General features: G+C 74.2%; 21 protein-coding genes and 1 pseudogene. 15 read left to right on the top strand and 7 right to left on the bottom strand.

The annotated features are described in order from the left end of the window. The first annotated feature begins 143 nt into the window (after nucleotides 1–143). From EV376_RS17330 to EV376_RS17355, 6 genes are all read left to right on the top strand, one after another. Nucleotides 144–1,151, top strand: a complete 1,008-nt coding sequence (locus EV376_RS17330; protein ID WP_130324533.1) for a TerC/Alx family metal homeostasis membrane protein — start codon at nucleotides 144–146, stop codon at nucleotides 1,149–1,151. Nucleotides 1,152–1,244: 93 nt separating this feature from the next. Then, the gene (locus EV376_RS17335; protein ID WP_207228565.1) at nucleotides 1,245–1,835 is read left to right on the top strand and encodes a sulfite oxidase-like oxidoreductase; all 591 of its coding nucleotides are present in this window, start codon (nucleotides 1,245–1,247) and stop codon (nucleotides 1,833–1,835) included. Continuing rightward, a complete protein-coding gene (locus tag EV376_RS17340; protein ID WP_130324537.1) occupies nucleotides 1,835–2,593 on the top strand; it encodes a ferredoxin reductase in 759 nt (252 codons plus the stop codon). The genes EV376_RS17335 and EV376_RS17340 overlap by 1 nt, the downstream gene beginning before the upstream one ends. Nucleotides 2,594–2,610: 17 nt before the next feature. Beyond that, nucleotides 2,611–2,904 carry a DUF6510 family protein gene (locus EV376_RS17345; RefSeq protein ID WP_130324539.1) on the top strand — a complete coding sequence of 98 codons (294 nt, stop codon included), beginning with the start codon at nucleotides 2,611–2,613 and terminating at the stop codon, nucleotides 2,902–2,904. Continuing rightward, nucleotides 2,904–3,269, top strand: a complete 366-nt coding sequence (locus EV376_RS17350) for a nuclear transport factor 2 family protein (protein WP_130324541.1) — start codon at nucleotides 2,904–2,906, stop codon at nucleotides 3,267–3,269. The genes EV376_RS17345 and EV376_RS17350 overlap by 1 nt, the downstream gene beginning before the upstream one ends. Before the next feature lie 54 nt (nucleotides 3,270–3,323). Beyond that, the gene (locus EV376_RS17355; RefSeq protein ID WP_486482669.1) at nucleotides 3,324–3,842 is read left to right on the top strand and encodes a GNAT family N-acetyltransferase; all 519 of its coding nucleotides are present in this window, start codon (nucleotides 3,324–3,326) and stop codon (nucleotides 3,840–3,842) included. Nucleotides 3,843–3,891: 49 nt separating this feature from the next. Here the strand turns inward: EV376_RS17355 and EV376_RS30215 are convergent, their stop codons facing one another. Then, nucleotides 3,892–4,053 carry a hypothetical protein gene (locus EV376_RS30215; RefSeq protein ID WP_165437926.1) on the bottom strand — a complete coding sequence of 54 codons (162 nt, stop codon included), beginning with the start codon at nucleotides 4,051–4,053 and terminating at the stop codon, nucleotides 3,892–3,894. A 78-nt stretch (nucleotides 4,054–4,131) separates the two neighbouring features. After that, nucleotides 4,132–5,217: a hypothetical protein gene (locus EV376_RS17360; RefSeq protein WP_130324545.1), complete on the bottom strand. Its 1,086-nt coding sequence runs from the start codon at nucleotides 5,215–5,217 to the stop codon at nucleotides 4,132–4,134. A 184-nt stretch (nucleotides 5,218–5,401) separates the two neighbouring features. Here EV376_RS17360 and EV376_RS17365 point away from each other — a divergent pair, with 184 nt between their 5' ends. Then, complete coding sequence (locus EV376_RS17365; RefSeq protein ID WP_130324547.1) at nucleotides 5,402–7,555, top strand: glycogen debranching N-terminal domain-containing protein; 2,154 nt, start codon at nucleotides 5,402–5,404, stop codon at nucleotides 7,553–7,555. A 52-nt stretch (nucleotides 7,556–7,607) separates the two neighbouring features. After that, nucleotides 7,608–8,906, top strand: coding sequence for an NAD(P)/FAD-dependent oxidoreductase (locus EV376_RS17370; RefSeq protein WP_130324549.1), 1,299 nt, complete (start codon nucleotides 7,608–7,610; stop codon nucleotides 8,904–8,906). Between the two features lie 13 nt (nucleotides 8,907–8,919). Here the strand turns inward: EV376_RS17370 and EV376_RS17375 are convergent, their stop codons facing one another. After that, nucleotides 8,920–9,705, bottom strand: coding sequence for a fused MFS/spermidine synthase (locus tag EV376_RS17375; RefSeq protein WP_130324551.1), 786 nt, complete (start codon nucleotides 9,703–9,705; stop codon nucleotides 8,920–8,922). Nucleotides 9,706–9,824: 119 nt separating this feature from the next. Next, the gene (locus tag EV376_RS17380) at nucleotides 9,825–10,796 is read right to left on the bottom strand and encodes a DUF2267 domain-containing protein (protein WP_130324553.1); all 972 of its coding nucleotides are present in this window, start codon (nucleotides 10,794–10,796) and stop codon (nucleotides 9,825–9,827) included. A gap of 237 nt (nucleotides 10,797–11,033) precedes the next feature. On the opposite strand from EV376_RS17380, the gene EV376_RS17385 reads away from it, so the two are divergent. The 5 genes from EV376_RS17385 (at nucleotide 11,034) to EV376_RS17405 (ending at nucleotide 15,610) form a co-directional block, all read left to right on the top strand. Further along, nucleotides 11,034–11,348, top strand: a complete 315-nt coding sequence (locus tag EV376_RS17385) for a hypothetical protein (RefSeq protein ID WP_130324555.1) — start codon at nucleotides 11,034–11,036, stop codon at nucleotides 11,346–11,348. A 198-nt stretch (nucleotides 11,349–11,546) separates the two neighbouring features. After that, a complete protein-coding gene (locus EV376_RS17390; RefSeq protein ID WP_130324557.1) occupies nucleotides 11,547–13,289 on the top strand; it encodes a SpoIIE family protein phosphatase in 1,743 nt (580 codons plus the stop codon). Next, nucleotides 13,286–14,317, top strand: a complete 1,032-nt coding sequence (locus tag EV376_RS17395) for a cobalamin B12-binding domain-containing protein (RefSeq protein WP_130324559.1) — start codon at nucleotides 13,286–13,288, stop codon at nucleotides 14,315–14,317. The genes EV376_RS17390 and EV376_RS17395 overlap by 4 nt, the downstream gene beginning before the upstream one ends. A gap of 168 nt (nucleotides 14,318–14,485) precedes the next feature. Continuing rightward, on the top strand, nucleotides 14,486–14,932 hold the full coding sequence (locus EV376_RS17400) for a response regulator (RefSeq protein WP_130324561.1): 447 nt from the start codon (nucleotides 14,486–14,488) through the stop codon (nucleotides 14,930–14,932). Nucleotides 14,933–15,127: 195 nt separating this feature from the next. Further along, entirely contained in the window at nucleotides 15,128–15,610 is a 483-nt protein-coding gene (locus EV376_RS17405; RefSeq protein WP_130324563.1) for an ATPase, read from the top strand. 13 nt (nucleotides 15,611–15,623) lie between these two features. Here EV376_RS17405 and EV376_RS17410 read toward each other — a convergent pair whose 3' ends face one another. The 3 genes from EV376_RS17410 to EV376_RS17420 all read right to left on the bottom strand — a co-directional run bounded on the left by EV376_RS17410 (nucleotide 15,624) and on the right by EV376_RS17420 (nucleotide 18,206). Next, on the bottom strand, nucleotides 15,624–16,475 hold the full coding sequence (locus tag EV376_RS17410) for a hypothetical protein (protein ID WP_130324566.1): 852 nt from the start codon (nucleotides 16,473–16,475) through the stop codon (nucleotides 15,624–15,626). 285 nt (nucleotides 16,476–16,760) lie between these two features. Further along, a complete protein-coding gene (locus tag EV376_RS17415; RefSeq protein ID WP_130324568.1) occupies nucleotides 16,761–17,189 on the bottom strand; it encodes an OsmC family protein in 429 nt (142 codons plus the stop codon). Between the two features lie 81 nt (nucleotides 17,190–17,270). Continuing rightward, the gene (locus tag EV376_RS17420; RefSeq protein ID WP_130324570.1) at nucleotides 17,271–18,206 is read right to left on the bottom strand and encodes a serine/threonine-protein kinase; all 936 of its coding nucleotides are present in this window, start codon (nucleotides 18,204–18,206) and stop codon (nucleotides 17,271–17,273) included. 157 nt (nucleotides 18,207–18,363) lie between these two features. Between EV376_RS17420 and EV376_RS17425 the strand changes: the two genes are divergently transcribed. Both EV376_RS17425 and EV376_RS17430 read left to right on the top strand, forming a co-directional pair. Beyond that, nucleotides 18,364–18,597: a hypothetical protein gene (locus tag EV376_RS17425; RefSeq protein WP_130324572.1), complete on the top strand. Its 234-nt coding sequence runs from the start codon at nucleotides 18,364–18,366 to the stop codon at nucleotides 18,595–18,597. 66 nt (nucleotides 18,598–18,663) lie between these two features. Continuing rightward, nucleotides 18,664–19,305, top strand: a pseudogene (locus EV376_RS17430) (response regulator transcription factor); the annotation flags it as partial. Nucleotides 19,306–19,318 lie beyond the last annotated feature (13 nt).

Here is a 19,318-nt window from a genome sequence, read left to right on the forward strand (position 1 = left end):
ACCTAACCTTGTCGCGACGAGGGGAGTACTTCCCACGAACCATTCCGGTCAGTACGGCGGGCCCCGGAGCGCGCCTCGGGTGGTTGCCCACGAAAGGTGGGTGAAGGAGACCTCGAGCATGACACCGTGTTCGAGGAGGCTCCATGACCGAGTTGTACCTTGCCGCCGAGCTGCAGTCGGTCGGCACTCCGACGTTGTGGGGCGTCACCATTCTCGGCGTGCTGGCGCTGCTGGCACTCGACTTCCTGGTGACCCGGCGCCCCCATGAGGTGTCGATCCGGGAGGCGCTGGGCTGGTCGGCGTTCTACATCGCGCTGCCGCTCGCGTTCGGCGCGTGGGTGTGGGCCCGGTTCGGCTCGAAGCAGGGCATCGACTATCTCACCGGTTACCTGGTCGAGAAGTCGCTGTCGGTGGACAACCTCTTCGTGTTCATGCTGCTGCTGGCCGCGTTCGCGGTGCCGTCCGTCCTCGCCCAGCGGGTCCTGCTCTTCGGCATCACCGGCGCGCTCGTGCTGCGGGCGGTCTTCATCGCCCTCGGCGCCGCCGCCCTGCAGACGCTCGACTTCGCGTTCCTGCTCTTCGCCGTCATCCTCCTCGTCACCGCTGTGAAGCTGCTGCGCGACGCGATGTCCGGCCACGAGAAGGAGATCGACATCAGCCGGATGCGCTCGGTGCGGCTGCTGCGCAAGTTCATGCCGGTGACCGACGAGTACCAGGGCACGAAGATGGTCGTCCGCGTCGACGGCCGGCGCACGCTCACCCCGCTCGCCCTGGTCGTGGTCGCGGTGCTCGCCACCGACGTGGTCTTCGCGGTCGACTCGGTGCCCGCCGTGTACGGGATCACCGAGGACCCGTACCTGGTCTTCGCCACCAACGCGTTCGCGCTGCTCGGCCTGCGGGCGCTCTACTTCGTCCTGCACGCCGCGCTGAGCCGTCTGGTGCACCTCAGCTACGGCCTGGCGGTCATCCTCGGCTTCATCGGCGTCAAGCTGGCCCTGCACTGGGCACACGGCATCTGGGACGGCGTGCCGGAGATCCCCACGCCGATCTCCCTCGCGGTGATCGTGGTGGTGCTGGTGGTCGTCACGATCACCAGCCTGCGTGCCACCCGCGCCCAGGTGGGCGGCGAGAAGGAGATCGTCCGCGGGTAGCGAAGGGCCCGTCGACGCCTCCGGTAGCGGACGGCTCCCCGGTTACCACCACGTCGCCCCGCCCCGAGGTGGTACGACTGACGGGTGGGAATCGTGTCACCGGGCTTCCAGGGCCGGCCCCGCTCGGCGGAGCCGGCCCTGCCACCCGGCCAGTACCTGACCGAGGACTTCCCCGTGCTGTCGGCCGGGCCGACGCCGAGGGTGCCGCTGGACACCTGGGAGTTCGTCATCACGAGCGAGGCCGGCGCCGAGTACCGGTGGACGTGGGAGGAGATGATGGCCCTCCCGCAGGAGACGCCCATGGTCGACATCCACTGCGTCACCCGCTGGTCCAAGTTCGGCACCAACTGGCAGGGCGTCTCGCTGGACACGTTCCTCGACGGCGTCGACACCGCCGCCCACTACGCGCTGGCCCACTCGTACGGCGGCTACAGCACCAACCTGCCGCTGGCCGACCTGCGGGGCGGGCGGGCGTGGGTGGTGCACACGTACGACGGTGGGCCGCTGCCCGGCGAGCACGGCGGCCCGGCCCGGCTGCTGGTGCCGCACCTCTACTTCTGGAAGTCGGCCAAGTGGGTGCGCGGCATCCGGCTGGGCACCACCGACCAGCCCGGCTTCTGGGAGACCGCCGGCTACCACGACTACGGTGACCCGTGGCGCGAGCAGCGGTACCAGGGCGACTGATGGCCGCGCCGACCGCCGCCGTCCGTGTCCCCCCGCTCAGCTGGCGGGTCGCCCGCCTGGTGCAGCGCCGGGTGGAGACGCCCACCGCGCAGACCCTGGTCCTGGACGTGCCGGGCTGGCCCGGGCACCTCCCGGGGCAGCACGTCGACGTGCGGCTCACCGCCGAGGACGGCTACCAGGCCGCCCGCTCGTACTCCCTGGCGGCGCCCGCCGACGGGGAGCGGATCGAGCTGACCGTGCAGCGGGTGCCCGACGGGGAGGTGTCCCCGTACCTGGTCGGGACCTACGCCGAGGGCGACCCGGTGGAGGTGCGCGGACCGGTCGGCGGGTGGTTCGTGTGGCGACCGGAGGAGACCGCGCCGGTGCTGCTGGTCGGCGGCGGGTCCGGGGTGGTGCCGCTGATGGCGATGGTGCGGGCCCGGCGCGCCGCCGGCAGCCGCGTGCCGTTCCGGCTGCTCTACTCCGTGCGTACGCCGGCCGACGTCATCTACGCCGACGAGCTGCGCCGCCGGTCCCGCGACGACTTCGGCCTGGACGTGGCCTACGTGTACACCCGGGAGGCGCCGGCGGGTTGGCGCGGTGAGCCGCACCGGATCGGCCTGGCCGACGTCAACACCCACGGCTGGCCGCCGGAGCTGGAGCCACACTGCTACGTCTGCGGGCCGACCGGCTTCGTGGAGACCGTCGCCGACCTGCTGGTCGGCCTGGGGCACCCGACCCGTCGGGTGAAGACCGAACGGTTCGGCCCGACCGGCTGACCCGCCGAGGGGGAAACATGACCGACATGTCCTACCTGGACGGCAACATGCTGGACGGCCCGCTGCGCGAGCTGTTCGCCGTCGACCTGAGCACCGCCACCGGCCGGTGCGCCACCTGCGGCCGGCCCGGCCCGGTCGCCGCGCTCCAGGTCTGGTCGCACGCACCCGGCCTGGTGGCGCGCTGCCCCAACTGCAACGGGGTGATGCTGCGCCTGGTGCGGGCTCCCGACCGCGCCTGGCTGGACCTGCGCGGCGCCATGTACCTCCAGGTGCCGCTGCCGCTGGACCAGCCCCACCCGCGCCCGCTGTGATGGGCGGAGAGCTGCGGGCGCGGTCGGCGCGGGAGGTGTTCGAGGACCACCTGCGCCTGGCCGACGGGCACGACTTCGAGGCGGACATCGCGCGCAACGTCGCGCCCGACGTCGTGGTGCTCGAGCGGCGGGGCGTGTTCCGGGGCCACGACGGCGTACGGGAGCTGGCGCGGTTGCTGGAGGAGGAGCTGCCCGGCGGCCGGTACACGTACACGAACAAGCTGGTGGAGGGCCGGATCGCGTTCCTGGAGTGGACCGCGGAGGGCGGCCCGGCCCGGGTCCGCGACGGCGCCGACTCGTTCGTCATCGAGCAGGGCTGGATCGTCGCCCAGACCATCCACTACACCGTCGAACCGGCCGGGTGACGGCGGCCACCACGGGTGGACAGCGGTGAGCCGGCTCGACGAGAGTGGTCGGCCGTGAGGTACCTGCGCACCGACGGGCGGGTCGGCATCCGGCGGCCCCGGCCCACCGACGAGGCCGAGTTCGTCGCCGCCGCCCGCCGCAGCGGGGAGCTGCACCACCCGTGGCTGTCCGCGCCGGCCGACGGCCCGGCGTACGCGGCCTACCTGGCGAAGCTGCGCCGGCGCGACCACTCCGGCTACCTGATCTGCGACCGGGCCGGTGGTGCGATCGCCGGGTACGCCAACATCAGCGCCATCGTCATGGGCGCGCTGCGCGGCGGGTTCCTCGGGTACGCCGCGTTCCTGCCGTTCAGCGGCACCGGGCACGCCTCGGCCGGCGTCGGCCTCGTCGTGCGGCACGCCTTCACCGCGCTGGGCCTGCACCGGCTGGAGGCCAACATCCAACCGGGCAACGAGCCGTCCCGGCGGCTGGCCCGCAGGTTGGGCTTCCGCCTGGCGGGCTTCTCGCCGGACTACCTGTTCATCGACGGGGCCTGGCGCGACCACGAACGCTGGGCCATCACGGCCCCGTGAACGACGGGCGCGGACCCGGCCGCCCGGCCGGGTCCGCGCCCGTCGGCGCTCAGCGGCCGGGACCGCGCGCCCCGGTGCGCTGACCGCCCAGGCGCTCGATGCGGCCCTGCTTGTGCTCGACCCGCCGCCGCTGCCGGGGCGTGAGCTGCTTCCGGCCGCTCTGCCGCAGGTAGATCGGCTGTCGCTGGTCGTTCGACATCGGCACGCTCATCGGTGCTCCCCCTTTCTCGGTGGGTCCACCCTGCGCCCGCCCCGGGTGAGCCGCCCTCACCCGGGACGGGGGAGGCCGTCAGACCCGCGAGGTGAAGGCGACCAGGAAGCGGTGTGGCGTGATGACTCCCGCGCTGTCGAAGCAGACCACGTCGACGCCGGCGTCGAGCGCGGACGACCACGGCTGGGTGAGGTGGCAGTAGTTCGCGCCGGAGCCGACCGCGACCACCTGCGCGTGCGTCTCCCGGAGCCCGAGCTGGGGGAAGGTCGCGAGGTAGCGCCCGGCGGGGGCGAGCGCCGCCACGCTGTTGGCGCCGACGCCGAGCACCGAGTTGTCGTTGGTCGCGCCGCCCGAGGACGCGTCGAGGTGGCCGAAGCGGGTCGGCGGGGCGACCGAGCCGACCACCGACCGGCGCCGGTGGTACGAGAGGGTGAAGTCGCTGTTCGTCGGCGTACCCGTGTGGTCGAAGCAGGAGACGTACGCGACCACGTCGGTGCCGGCGGCGAACCAGCGGTACACCTTGCACCGGCGCGGCAGCGCGTTCGGCTGCACCGCCGTGACCTGCACGTTCCCGGCCAAGGCGCCGGCCAGCCCGACGCCGGGCAGCTTCACCGAGTAAAGCCCGACGCCGAGCGCGCCGGCCCCGTTGAGCGCGCCGGTCGAGTTGTACGACTGGGCCACCGCGGCACCGGCGGTGACCTGCGCGTACCCGTGTGCGGTGCCGGCCGGCAGCACGCCGCTGCTGGTCGTCCAGAGCACCGTGAACGGGCTGTCCTCCCGCGTGCCGCCGGGCTTGTGGCACTGCACGTCCACGATCTGGTCGGTTGCGGACTGGTACCAGCGGACGGCCTCGCAGTAGTGGCCGGTCCGGTTGACCGGCGTCACGTGCGGCACGCCGCGGGAGCCGGTGCCGATCTGCGGGAAGCGGACCAGGAAGCGGCCGGGGCCGACCTTGGCGCCCTCTGCCCAGGCGGCCGGGAACGCCGTCTTCCAACTGCCCCATTGACGGGTGGTGTCCAGCACCGTCCAGGCCGGCACGGTCGGGTCCTTCACGTACGCGAAGCCCCACCGGTCGGCGGTGGCGGCCGTGGCCGGGGCGGGTGGCGCCAGTGCGCCGGCGGCCAGGACGGCGGCCAGCGCGGCGGCGAGGGATCGGAGTCGCATGCGTCCTCCTGTGGGACGGGAAGGGTTGTCGACGCCGAGCGTGCGGTCCGGGCCGCCGCCGTCACTGTCGGCTACCGAACCGGCACGCTGTCCGGAGTGCGCGCTGTCGGCTCTCCAGCACAGACTGGAAATCACCCGGAGCGGGTGATGACCGGCCGGGGCCGGCATTCCTACGTTGGATGCCATGGCCGCCGCGCGACCGACGCCCGCCGACCCGTTCCCCGGCGTGACCGAGCTGACCCGGGAGCCGGGTAACCAGCGCGCCATGCCGCCGGAGCTCGGCGCGGACTCCATCGCGGTGCTCAGCGGCCCCACCTTCATGTACTCCGCGCCCTCCGGGGACGTGCCGCCGGGCAGCATCGGCGGGCTGGTACACCTGGACACCCGCCTGCTCAGCGGCTGGGTGCTCACCGTCAACGGGGGCCGCCTGCTGGTGCTCCGCTCGGAGACGATCGACCACTACTCGGCCCAGTTCGTGCTCACCAATCCAGCGCTGCCCGGGCTGCCGGCGGACACGCTCGGAGTGCGGCGTCTCCGGTACGTGGGCGACGGCTTCCACGAGCGGATCGAGCTGATGTCGTACCGGACGGAGCCGGTCCGGGTCGAGCTGCGCCTGGCGGTCGCCGCCGACTTCGCCGACCTGTTCGAGGTGAAGTCGGGCGTCCGCGACCGGTCCGAGCACATCCGCCGGCTGCACCAGGCCGACGGCACGCGGCTGTGTTTCCAGTACGCGCGCGACGGCTTCGCCGCCTCCGCCGAGGTGTGCTGTTCCGGCCCCGGGGGCCGGTTGGAGGGCGACGACCTGGTCTGGGACGTCGAGCTGCGCTCCGGCGAGGAGTGGCAGGTCGACCTGCACGTTCCGCTGCCGCCCGGGATGAACGTGACCCAGCAGGTGCACGGCGACATCTCCGACGTGCTGCACCACCGGGTCGAGGACCCCACCCGGCAGTGGATGGCGAGCCGGGCGACGCTGGGCAGCGACAACCCGGTGCTGGAACGCGCGATCGCCCGTTCCCGCGCCGACCTCGCCGCGCTCCGGCTCGACCTCGAGATCCGCGGCGAGCGGGTGATGCTCCCGGGCGCCGGGCTGCCGTGGTTCCTCACCGTCTTCGGCCGGGACACGGTGATCGCCGCGTTCCAGACCGTGTCCGCCGGGCCGACCCTCGCCCAGGGGGCCCTGCTCGCCCTGGCGCGTCTGCAGGGGCAGGGCTGCGACGAGTTCACCGACGAGGAGCCCGGCAAGGTCCTGCACGAGGTCCGCAGCGGCGAGCTGACCCGCAACGGCACGAAGCCGTACGCCCCGTACTACGGCACCGCCGACGCGACCCAGCTCTGGCTGGTCCTGCTGTCCGAGTACTGGCGCTGGACCGGCGACGACGACACCGTGCGCCACCTGCGCGACAACGCCCTCGCGGCGCTGCGCTGGATCGACGACTTCGGCGACCGCGACGGCGACGGGTACGTCGAGTACGCGACCCGCTCGCCGGAGGGTCTGGGCAACCAGTGCTGGCGGGACTCCCCGGACGGCATGCAGTTCCACGACGGCCGCATCCCGATGCTGCCCATCGCCAGCTCGGAGGTCCAGGGCTACACGTACGACGCCAAGCTGCGCCTGGCCGAGCTGTGCGACGGGCCGCTCGCCGACCCGGCGCTGGCGCACCGGCTGCGGGACGACGCGCGGCGGCTCTACGACCGGTTCAACCGGGACTTCTGGATACCGGAGCGCGGCGGCTTCTACGCCGTGGGCCTGGACGGCGACAAGCGCCCGATCGACTCGAAGACGTCGAACATGGGGCACCTGCTGTGGAGCGGCATCGTGCCGCCGGACCGGGCGGCGGCGGTCGCGCGGCAGCTGATGGCCCCGCACATGTTCTCCGGCTGGGGCGTGCGCACCCTGTCGACGGAGGAGGCCGGCTACAACGCCCTCGGCTACCACGTGGGCACGGTCTGGCCGCACGACAACTCGATCGCGGTGCTGGGCCTCGCCCGCTACGGCTTCCGCGCCGAGGCGAACCGGATCATCATGGCGATGCTGGAGGCGGCGGAGCAGTTCGGTTACCGACTGCCCGAGGCGCTCAGCGGCGAGGATCGCACGCGCACGATGTTCGCCGTGCCGTACCCGACGGCGTGCAGCCCGCAGGCGTGGGCGTCCGCTGCTCCGGTGGCCTTCGTCCGGGCGATGCTGGGGCTGCGACCGGAGCAGGGCCGGCTGGTCGTCGACCCGGACGTCCCGCGGGAGCTGGGACGGATCACCGTCGACCGCAACCGCGGGTTCGGTCTCTGCTGGTCGGTCGAGGCGGTGGAGCGGACGGGGTATGTGCGGCTGACACCCGACTGAGACCGCGCGAGCCGCCACGTTTGTCCTGGCCGTTGCGGGGAACGGCCCCGGAATGACGAAGCCTCGTGTGGTGATCGTGGGGGCCGGGTTCGCCGGTTACCACGCGGCGAAGACGCTCAGCCGGCTGGCGAAGGACCGGGCCGAGATCGTCGTCCTGAACGCGACCGACTACTTCCTCTACCTGCCGCTGCTGCCCGAGGTGGCCGCCGGTGTCGTGGAACCCACCCGCATCTCCGTGCCGCTGGCCGGCACGCTCGACGGAGTCCGCATCATCGTCGGCGAGGCCGACCATGTCGACCTGCAGAACCGCTGGGTCGGCTTCACGCAGCCGGAGGGCGAGCGGAACCGGATCGCGTACGACCGTCTCATCCTGGCGGTCGGCAGCGTCAACAAGCTGCTGCCGATCCCCGGCGTCACCGAGTACGCCCACGGCTTCCGCAGCCTGCCCGAGGCCCTCTTCCTGCACGACCACGTCGTGCGGCAGATCGAGCTGGCCGAGCAGGCCACCGACCCGGCCGAGCAGCAGGCCCGCGCCACGTTCGTGGTGGTGGGCGCCGGCTACACCGGCACCGAGGTGGCCGCGCACGGGCAGCTGTTCACCGACCGGCTCATGGCCCAACGGCCCCGCCTGACGATCCGGCCCCGGTGGATGCTGCTCGACGTCGCCCCCCGCGCGCTGCCCGAGCTGGACCGGCGGATGTCCGACACCGCCCACCGGGTCCTCGACCGGCGCGGCGTCGACGTACGGATGGGCACCTCGGTGGCGGTCGCCACGGCCGACGGGGTGAAGCTCACCGACGGCGACTTCATTCCGACCTGCTCGCTCGTCTGGTGCGTCGGGGTCCGTCCGGACCCGTTCGTCGCCCAGCTCGGCCTGCGTACCGAGAAGGGCCGGCTGGTGACCGACGAGTACCTCAACGTCCCCGGCTTCCCCGAGGTGTTCGCCTGTGGCGACGCGGCGGCCGTGCCCGACCTGACCCGGCCCGGCCAGGTCTGCACGATGACCGCCCAGCACGCCCAGCGGCAGGGCAAGCTCGCCGCCCACAACATCGCCGCCTCGTACGGGCAGGGCACCCGCAAGCCGTACAAGCACCACGACCTGGGCTGGGTGGTCGACCTGGGCGGCCGGGACGCGGCGGCCAACCCGCTGAAGGTGCCGCTGGCCGGCCTGCCCGCCAAGGCGGTGACCCGCGGCTACCACCTGCTCGCGTTGCCCGGCAACCGGCCCCGGGTCGCCGCCGACTGGCTGCTCGACGCGACGCTGCCCCGGCCGGCGGTCCAGCTGGGCCTGGTGCCCGCGCACGCGGTACCGCTGGAGAGCAGCTCCCCGGAGGTCCCCGTCCGGGTGTAGGACGGGCACCTCGTCAACGATCGTTCTCGTCGCTGCGCGGCCGGGCGCCGGCGATGAACGTGTCGAGCGCCGGTCCGTGCAGCACCCCGCCGGGCAACGGATCGCGCAACGCCCGCGGCACGAGTCGCGCCACCGGCAGCCGTCGCGGCCGCCGTGCCGCGGCGAGCACCACGTTGCCGTACCGTCGGCCGCGCAGCATCCGCCGGTCGGCGACGACGCACACGTCGGCGAACACCGCCCGCAGGGTGGCCGCCTGCACCCGGGTGACGACCAGGGGCGGCAGGTCGGTGACGTTGACCAGGTAGATGCCGTCCGGCCGCAGCACCCGCGCGACCTCGGCGGCGAACCCCACGGTGGCCACGTGCGGCGGCATCCGCGCGGCTCGGTAGATGTCGGCGAGCACCAGGTCGTACGTGCCGTCGGGGGCGTCCGCGACAGCCCGCCGGGCGTCGGCGACCCGCACCTCGACACCGTCCGGGGTGGCTGGCAGGTCGCGCGCCACCAGCTGGACCACCGCCGGATCCCGCTCGACGACCAGCTGCGCGGAGCCGGGCCGGGCCGCGGCGACGTACCGGGGCAGGGTCAGCGCGCCGCCGCCGAGGTGCAGCACGTCCAGCGGGGCACCGGCCGGCGCGGCGAGATCGGTTACGGCGGCCATCCGGCGCACGTACTCGAAGTGCAGGTACGTCGGGTCGGCGACGTCGACGTAGGACTGCTCGACGCCGCCGGCGAGCAGCGTACGCCCGGTGGGCCGGGCCGGGTCGACGACCAGCTCCAGCCGGTCGTCGGGCGCGTCCATGAGAACGCAGGCTAGCCCACCTGGCCCACCCGCCCCGCTTGCGTACCCACCCGCCGCGGGCTGTTGACAAGGGCCCCTCCTCTGCCGCAGGTGTCAAGAAGGGGCCCCTTTCCGTTGACTCAGCCGCTGTTGATGCCGGCGCCGGCCTCGTCGATCGCGGCGTCCACGTCGTGCGCCAGGTCGACGTCCTGCGCGGTCACCGCGCCCGCCTGGCGGGACCGGACGGTCACCACGGCGGTGGTGGCGTCGGGCCGGCCGATCCGCGGCCCGCGGCCGGTGTCCTGGCGGAGCCGGTCGAGGCGGTCGAGCACCCGTTCGAGGTTGTCCGCCGGGAGTTCCACGGTCCGCGAGAGCCCGTCCCGGTCGCCGGACCAGTACGGCAGGCCGGCCAGTGCCTCCCGCAGCTCGGCGTCACCGAGCGGCGGTGTCGACGTGGTGGCGCCCACCACTCCGCCGCCGGGCTCGGGCGGGGCGAGCAGGTCCCGCAGCCCGTCCGGGACGTGCAGCGACTCGACGAGATCGCCGTCCCGGTCGGCCAGCGCGGCGAGCGTGGCCTCGGCCTGGTAGCGGGCCTGTTCCGGGGTACGGCCGCTGAGCCGGCCCACCTCCGCCAGGAAGCCGGGCAGGTCGGCGTGGCTCTCGACGCCGTCGACCGGGGTGACGTCGTGCAGCGACATCGGTACCGCGGACAGCAGCCGGCGGCGTTCCGCCTCACCGAGCGCCCACGCCAGGGCGAGGACGGTGGCTTCCGCGCCCACCTTGGCCGTGCGGAAGTCGACCCCGGCACGGCGACTCACGTCGCCCACCAGATCCTGGTAGCCCAGGGTGGTCACCCCGGCGGCACCGGGGTCCGGTATCGGCCGGGGATTCTCCGGCAGCCCGGCCGGTGGCGGTGCGGGCCCACCGCGCGTGCTGTCCGGTTTGCGGTGGCCGGCCGGCGGTGGCCCGTGTCGCCGCCCCTGGTCGAGGCTGGTCAACTGCTTGGTGGCGCTCAGGCTCGCGCCGGTCTGGCTGGGCTGCCGGCCGCGTTCCCGGGCCTGGCGGGCGAGCGCCCGGCGGCGCTTGTTGTCGCCCTCCATCTGCTTGCGCATGGTGACACCTCGCTTCCGCTGGTGTTCCCTGGCTTCCGCCGGTCGCCTTCCCGCCGCTACCGACCACGAAACGGCACGCCGCTGACCACGGAACGGCACGTCACGGAGCCGCCGCTGGCGGGCCGCCGGGGCCGGTGGCGAGCTTCATCCGGCCGGGGTGAGGGACGCTCACCCGGCCGGACCAGACGATCGCGATGGACCGGAGGACTTCCGAGGTACGCGGAAGGGAAGGTCGTGATGAAGCAGATCGTCGAGATCGTGCCCGCCCGACCCGGCTGGTACGCCCGCTGGCGCCTCGCGCCGGATGACACCCGCTGCTACCCGGTCAGCCTGTGGGCGCTGCTGGAGGAGGCCGACGGCACCGGCCGCGAGGTGATCGGCGTGGACTGTGTGGGGCAGTGGCCGGGAGCGGACGACAACGAGGCGGGTGGGGAATTCGTCCGCTATCTCTTCCAGACCCCGGACACGGGAGCACCGGAGGACGCGGAGCCGCCCGCCACCGTGCCTGAGCGCGCGACCGGCCCGCGGCTGCAGGCGGTGCCGGCGCCCTGAGGCATCACTCCGGCCCCCGGCCCCTGGTCCCAGGGCCGGGGGCCATCCCCGTCCGGACCGACCGCCACCAGGCGCGGCGTCGACCGGCTGGCGTCGGCGTGGGGTGGCGGTACCGGCGCACCGGCGTAGGGTGGGAGCAGAAATCCGACCACGAGCGCCGCGTCCGGCGCTGTGCCGAGAAGGAGTGGGGCTTAGCTGGTGACTGCCGCCGACGTCAGGGATCAGGACCCGGGCGACGGCCGGTCCACGCCAGGCACCCCGCGGGCTCCGGCCCGGCAGGCCGGCTCCCCGGCCCGCCGCCCGGCGCTCGCGCGCGATTCCGCGCCCGCCGGGCCCGACTGGTCCGAGATCGTCGAACATGTCCGGGAGGGCCTCGTCGTCTGCGACGGCGAGGGCATCGTCCGGCACGTCAGCCCGGTCGCCGAGCGGTTGCTGCCCGAGGTCACCCCCGGCGAGCGGCTGGCCGCCGCGGGCGTGCCGGGGCTGGTCGCCGGAGGCGAGTTCACCCACCACGACCGCCGGCTGCGCTCCCGCCGGCTGGCCCTGTCGTCCGGGCGCACCTGCTGGTACGTGGAGGACGTCACCGAGGTGGTCGCCCGGGCCGACGCGCTGCTGGCCGAACGGGCCCGGTCGGCGTTCCTCGCGGTGGTCGGCGAGAAGCTCGGCAACCCGCTGCACCCCGACCGCGCCGCCGCGGCGGTCGCCCGGCTCGCCGTGCCCACCCTCGCCGACGTGGCGGTGCTCGTGCTGGCGCCCCGCCTCGGGCGGGCCCGCTGGTGGCGGGCCCGCCGGGCCGACGACGAGTTCCCGGCCGTCGACCGGGGCGTGCTCGCCGCCACCGACCTGCCGGCGGCCGTGGCGCAGGCGCTGGACGGCGCCGAGCCGCACGCCGTCGACTGGCTGGTCGAGCAGGCCGCAGAGGCCGGCTGGCTGTCGGGTCCCGGCACGGCCGACGCGTCCGCCCGGGTGGTGCCGCTGCCCGGCCGGGACGCGCCGGCCGGTGCCCTGCTGGTCGCCCGTCGGGATGGCCGCTGGTACGACGAGGCCGACGTCGACCTGCTCCGGGCCTTCGCCGCCCGGGCCGGCGCCGCGCTGACCACGGCGGTGCTCTACCGGGACCAGGCCGAGGTGGCCGACACGCTGCAGGCCAGCCTGCTGCCGGTGGAGCCGACCGAGGCGAGCGGCATGCAGTGGGGCACCGCCTACCGGCCGGCCCAGGGCGGGTTGCGGATCGGCGGCGACTTCTACGGCTCGCACCGGCTGCCCGACGGCGGCTCGCTCTTCTTCCTCGGTGACGTGTCCGGCAAGGGGGTCGAGGCGGCGGTGTTCACCGGGCAGGTGCGGCAGTGCCTGCACGCGCTGCACCGGGTCGAGTCGCACCCGGCGCGGCTGCTCAAGCTGCTCAACGACGCGCTCCTGGAAACCATCCAGGCGCACGACCGCGGGCGGTTCGCCACGATGGTGCTCGGGGTGGCCCGCCCGCACCGCGACGGCGGCCTCACCCTGACGATGGCCGGCGGCGGTCACCTCCCGCCGCTGGTGCTGCGCAACTCGGGCGAGATCGAGCAGGTCACGCTGCGCGGGATGCTGGTCGGCGTCGTCCCGGATCCGCGCATCGGCGAGCAGACGGTCCATCTCGCGCCCGGTGAGACCTGCCTGCTGTACAGCGACGGCGTGACCGAGGCGCGGAGTGGTGGCCGCGGGCACGAGCAGTTCGGCACGGACCGCCTGGTCGGCGCTCTCGCCGGGTGCCACCGCATGCCGGCGCCGGCCCTCGCCGAGCGGGTCGAGCAGGTCACCGCTGACTGGCTGGGCGACGGAGACCACGACGACATCGCCGTGCTGGCGCTGCGGGCCACCGGCCCGGGCGTCCGTACGCCCCGGCACCTGCACGCCGTGCCCGACCCGGCGTCGCCCGACGAGAGGCTGTCCCGACCGTGACCACCCTGACCACCGGGGCCGGTCCGGCCGCCGCCTGGTCCCGTTACCTGCACTGCCTCGCGGAGGCCGACGAGTACGCCGCGATCGACGTGGCGACCGGGCTGCTCGACGCCGGCGTGCCGGCCGAGCGGGTGCTGCTCGACCTGGTCGCCCCCGCCCAGGCGGAGGTGGGGGAGCGCTGGGCCCGCAACGAGTGGAGCGTCGCGCAGGAGCACGCCGCCACCCACATCAGCGAGCGGGTCGTGGCGGCCGTGGCCGCGTACGCCGGCTCGCGCCCGACCGGCGGGCGGGTCGTGGTCGCCTGCCTGGACGGCGAGTGGCACGCCCTGCCGCCGCGGCTGGTCGCCGAGGTGCTGCGGCTGCGCGGCTGGCAGGTCACCTTCCTCGGGGCCAGCGTGCCGGCCGCGCACCTGGTGTCGTACCTGCACCGGCACGACGCGCACGCCGTCGCCCTGGCCTGCGCCCTGCCGATGCGGCTGCCGCACGCCCACCGCATGATCGAGGCGTGCCGCCGCTCGGACGTGCCGGTGGTGGTGGGCGGCCGGGGCTTCGGCGCCGACGGGCGGTGGGCCCGCCGGCTCGGCGTCGCCTGGGCGCCGGACGCGCCGGCCGCGGCGGACCTGGTCGCCGACGAGCGGGCGCTGCGCCGGCCGCCGCCGGCGGACCTGTCCCACCTGACCGACGACGAGTACGCCAGTCTCGTGAAGCGACGCGGTGAGCTGGTCGACTCGGCGTTGGCCGACCTGCGGGAGCGGGTCCCGGCCACCCGTGCCTACACGCCCGCGCAGCTCGACTCGACGATCAGCGACCTCGGGCACATCGTGGACTTCCTGGCCGCCGCGCTCTACGTGGACGACGGCTCGCTGTTCACCGAGTTCGTCGCCTGGCTGGTGGACATCCTCGCCAACCGGAACGTGCCGGCCGCCGCGGTCGGGCTGACCCTCGGGCACTACGCGGAGGCGCTGCGGGACTTCCCGCGCGCCGCCCGGTTCCTGACGGCCGGACGGGCGGTCACGACCGCCGGGTGAGCGGCGGGCGACCGCAGCGCGGCCCTGCTCGGGGCCGCGGGTGGGCGGGCGTCACCACCCGAACGCCGGGGCGGTCCGATGTGACGATCCGCCCCCCGATCAGCTAGATTTCCCCGCCAGCACGGTGACCGCGAGGTCCCGCTCCGTTGACAGCAGAAGCAGGTGACCATGGGTCCGACGAGCCCGAGTCCGGTCCGCATCCTGGTGGTGGACGACGACCCCGGTGACGTGCTGATGATCGAGGAGGCGCTCGCCGACTCCGACGTCGACAAGGTGATCGACGTGGTCGGTGACGGGCAGGAGGCGATGGAGTTCCTGCGCCGTACCGGGCGGCACACCGAAGCCGTGCGGCCGGACGTGATCCTGCTGGACCTGAACATGCCGCGGATGGACGGTCGGCAGGTGCTCGGCGAGGTGAAAGGTGACGTGGAGCTGCGGACCATCCCGATCGTCGTGTTGACGACCTCGAACGCCGACACCGACATCGTCGGCAGCTACACGCTGCAGGCGAACGCGTACGTCACCAAGCCGATCGACCTGGATGACTTCAACGACGTGGTGCGCCGTATCGACGAGTTCTTCGGCCGGGTGGTGGTGCTCCCCAAGCGCCCCTGACCAGCGCGCGGGGCGGAGACCGGGCCGGCTCGGCGCATTGTCCGCGCCGGGCGGCCGGTCGACACCCCGCGACGTCCCGGGCGGGGCCCGCCGCTCGCATGCTGAACAATTTTCCCGAACCCCCTCGGCGATCGTCCCCAGCACCGAAGATCCGAAGGTGGGGATGGAAGTACCAGCTGCCTGGGGGGCGACAGTATGAGGTTCTCCGTCGTTGACATCGGCTACGACCAGCGGCAGGTCGATTCCTGCCTGGACGAGTTCGGTATCCGGTTGAGCCGGCTGGCGGCGCGGGCGGAGCGTCTCGCGGCGGCCGGGCGGGAGTGGGACGAGATCCGCGAGGAGGCGGCGAGCCTCTGCGGGCTGCTCCGGCGGCTCGACCTGGGCGACAGCGACGGGCGCCGATGGTACGCCGCCGGGGCGGAGCGCGACGCGGCCGAGCTGCTCGCCCGGGCGCGGCTGGAGCTCGACGCCGCCCGGGAGGAGGCCCGGCAGGTGCGCGAACGGGTGTACGCCGAGGCCGTGCAGGCCCGCCGGGAGTTCGAGGAGGCGTTGCACGCCCGCCGCCGCCGGGAGGCGCGGGTGGACGAGATCCTCGGCGGGCTGACCGAGCCGGTGCCGGCGGACACGCCGACCGCCGCCGCGGCGGTCACGGCGGGCCGCACCCAGGAGGCCGGCTAGCCGCGGCCGGGGCTCAGACCAGCGCGGCGACGATGGTGGTCGCGCGACCCTCGTGCTGGGCGTACGCGTCGGGGAAGGCCGACACCTGCACGGCCTGGGCGGCCCCGGCGACGCTCATCTCCTGCCAGCCGGGGATCTCCCGCAGCGCCTCGTAGAAGGCCCGCGCGGCGTACGACGGGCGCATCAGCTGGGCCACGGTGCCCCAACCGCTGCTGGGGCGCTGCTGGAACAGGCCGACCGAGTCGTGGTCCCAGCCGACGGCCTGGTGCGGGTAGTTCTGCGACTCGGGTACGCCGCCGTTGGCGTAGTTGAGGAGGGTGCTCTCCTGCATGGCGGTGGCGATGGCGACGACGAGGGCGCGGCGCGGCATCTTCATGTCGAGCCCGACGTCCACGATGATCTTCGCGTTGTCCATCTGCGCCTGGTTCAAGCCGGCCACCGGGCGCGGCCGGGCCGGCTTCTTCGGCTTGGGCTTCTTCGCCGGCTTCTTCTTGGTGGCGGTGGGGGAGGGCTTCACGCTGGGGCTCGGGCTGACCGGGACGGGGGAGGCGGCCCGGTCCAGCGAGCGGGAGGCCCGGTCGTCGGTGCTGGCCCGGTCGGCCAGGGCCTCGGCGACCCGGGTCCGGTCGGTGTCGTCGGGGACGCTGTCCGAGCTGGCGACCGCCACGGCGCCGAGACAGCAGGTCAGTCCGGTGGCGAGCGCGACCCGCGCCGGCATCGACGCCAACCGGGCGCGGCCCCGGCGGCGGGTTGGTTCGGGGGCGCGGTGCCGGCCGATCGTCCTTTCGGTGGAGGCGGCATCGGCGGACCGGCTATCCGGTCGCCTCTTGGTCGTCTTCTGGTCGAAGGTGTCGTCGGGGTGCACCCGCCGAGGCTAGAAAGAGAAGCGGCGCTTGCCATCGGTCCGTTTGGTGGCATGCGCCACATTTCGTGGCAATACCTCGGGTGAAGAGCCTGTGGTGAGGAGCAAAGCCGCTATCCGACGCTGTCCGTCATGACGGAAATAGCAACGGAAAACGGCTTAAAGAGCGCAAATTATTGATCTTGCGACACCGCCGACGCCGGACGTCTGTTCCTCGTCCGGACGGGCGAGCGGCGGTCGGTCGGACGGCCGGGCGTCGGGCCGTCCGGAGGTGCCGGTGGGCCGGCGTCAGTGCCGGCCGTTCTCGGTCGGGGCGACGGTGAGGTGGTGCCGGCTGGCGTCACCGCTGGAGAAGGGCCAGAGCCGGTCGGCGTACTCGACCAGCTCGGCGAGCTGCTCCCGGGACAGCCCGGCCGAGGAGATGGAGGCGTGCACGTCCGCCCGGTACCGGCCGTCGTCGTCGCGGCCGAGCTTCGCCTCGGCGCGTACCTGGACGGTGTGCGCCTCGTCGGTGATCTCCCCGGCCGCCTCCACGGCGGCGTGGTGCAGGCACGAGGCGAAGGCGGCGGCGAGCAGCTGCGACGGGCTGAGCCCGGTGCAGTGCGGCGCCAGCGGGGACGCCAGCGTGGTGGAGAGCCCGCCGTCCTCGGTGCGGACGTGGCCGCCCTCCGCCGTCGCGGTGGCAGTCTCGTTCAGCCAGGAACTGTGCTGCGACATCGCGTTCCTCCCGTCACTCACCCGCCCGGCTACCCGGCGTCCGGCCGGTGAAACCGCGCACGCGGCGGCGGGAGGCGCAGGTCAGGCCCAGTCCGGGACGGCGGCGACCTCGGTCGCCTCGGCCGCCGCCCGCTCGGTCCACGGCGACACCACCGCCCTCGGCCGCGGTGCCGCCGGCTGCCGCATCGGCACGTAGACCCGGGCGTCCACCGCCTCGGCGAGCAGCAGCGCGGCCATCAGGCTCGTCGGCCGTCGGGCCGGGTCGTCGGCCAGGCAGCGGGCGCACAGGTCGGCCACGTCCGGCGGCAGCCCGTCGACCGGCGGCAGCGGGTCGGGCGGCCGGCGGCGCCGGATGCCGAACAGCTCCGTCGTCGTCCCCGCCACGTAGGGCAGGCGGCCGGACAGGCAGTAGTACAGCAGCACGCCCAGGGCGTACATGTCGGCCGCCGGCGTGGCCGGCGCGCGGTCGAGCTGCTCGGGTGCCAGGTACGCCGGGGTGCCCACCACCATGCCGTCGGGCGTCGGGTCGGCGGCGCCGGACGGCGTGGCGATGCCGAAGTCGAGCACCTTGACGCCGGCCGGGGTGAGGATCACGTTCGCCGGCTTGACGTCGCGGTGGACGATGCCGTGCGCGTGCGCCGCCGCCAGCGCCGCGCTCACCTCCGCGCAGACCCGTACGGCGATCCGCCAGTCCAGCAGGCCGTGCCGCAGGTGCGCGGCGAGCGTCTCGCCCTCGGCGAGTTCCATCACGAGGTACGGCACCTCGAGGCCCGCGCCCGTCCCGGCCGTGCCGAAGTCGTGGATGCTGGCCACGTTTGGGTGCACCAGACGGGCGGCCGACCGCGCCTCGGCGCGGATGCGTTCCACCCGGTCGTCCTGCTCGTCCGCGCGGGCCGGCGCGATCAGCTTCACCGCGACCGTGCGGTCCAGCACCTCGTCGTGGGCCGACCAGACCTCCGACATCCCGCCGACGCCGATCCGCTGTTCGAGCCGGTACCGCCCGTCCAGCGTCCTCATCCGTGGCTCCTCGTCCTCGTCCGGTGCTTCCGGTGCCGGTACCCGGGCTCCGATCAGGGCAAACCGTCGGCGCAGCGGCCGGCGCGCGGCGTGGTGCGGTAGCTTGCGAGCCGGGGAGGGCGGCGCACCGTCGGCGTACGCGGGATGCGGAGGCGCGATGAGCGAGGTGACCGTACGCTTCGTCGGCGGGCCGGCCCACGACCTGGTGCGGGCGCTGCCGGCCGACCCGGACGGCGCGCCGCCGGCCCGCTGGGTGCTGCGCCACCCGGACGGCGCGGGCCCCGTGTCGGCCGGCGGGCCGGACCACCTCTACGAGCGCGACCGGCCGGACGGCGGCGGGACCTGGACCATGCGGTTCGTCCACAGCTACCCCGTCGGCGTGTCGGAGTAGCCGCGCACAGCGGGCACATAGGAAGCGCACAAGCTGGGCACAGCGGACCCACCGACGATGGGGGCCATGGTGACCAACGAGCAGACCGCGCCGGTCCGGGTCGAGCTGCGCCGCCCGGACGGCCAGCCGGTGCGCGTGCTGGTGGTCGACGACGAGCCCACCCTGACCGACCTGCTCTCGATGGCCCTGCGCTACGAGGGCTGGTAGGTGCGGACCGCCGGCGACGGCACGGCGGCGCTGAGCGCGGCCCGCCAGTTCGGGCCGGACGCGGTCGTGCTCGACGTGATGCTGCCGGACGTGGACGGCTTCGCGGTGCTGCGGCGCCTGCGTGAGGTGGCGCCCACCGTGCCGGTGCTCTTCCTGACCGCCCGCGACGCGGTCGAGGACCGGGTGGCCGGGCTGACCGTCGGCGGCGACGACTACGTGACCAAGCCGTTCAGCCTGGAGGAGGTGATCGCCCGGCTGCGGGGCCTGCTGCGCCGCTCCGGCTTCGCGGTGGCCGCCCGCGAGGAGGCGGTGCTCACCGTCGGCGACCTCACGCTCGACGAGGACAGCCACGAGGTACGCCGGGCCGGCCAGCCGATCACGCTGACCGCCACCGAGTTCGAGCTGCTGCGTTATCTGATGCGCAACCCGCGACGGGTGCTGAGCAAGGCGCAGATCCTGGACCGGGTCTGGAACTACGACTTCGGCGGCCCGTGCGGGGTGGCCGGGTGAGCCG

The organism is Micromonospora sp. CNZ295, from assembly GCF_004217535.1.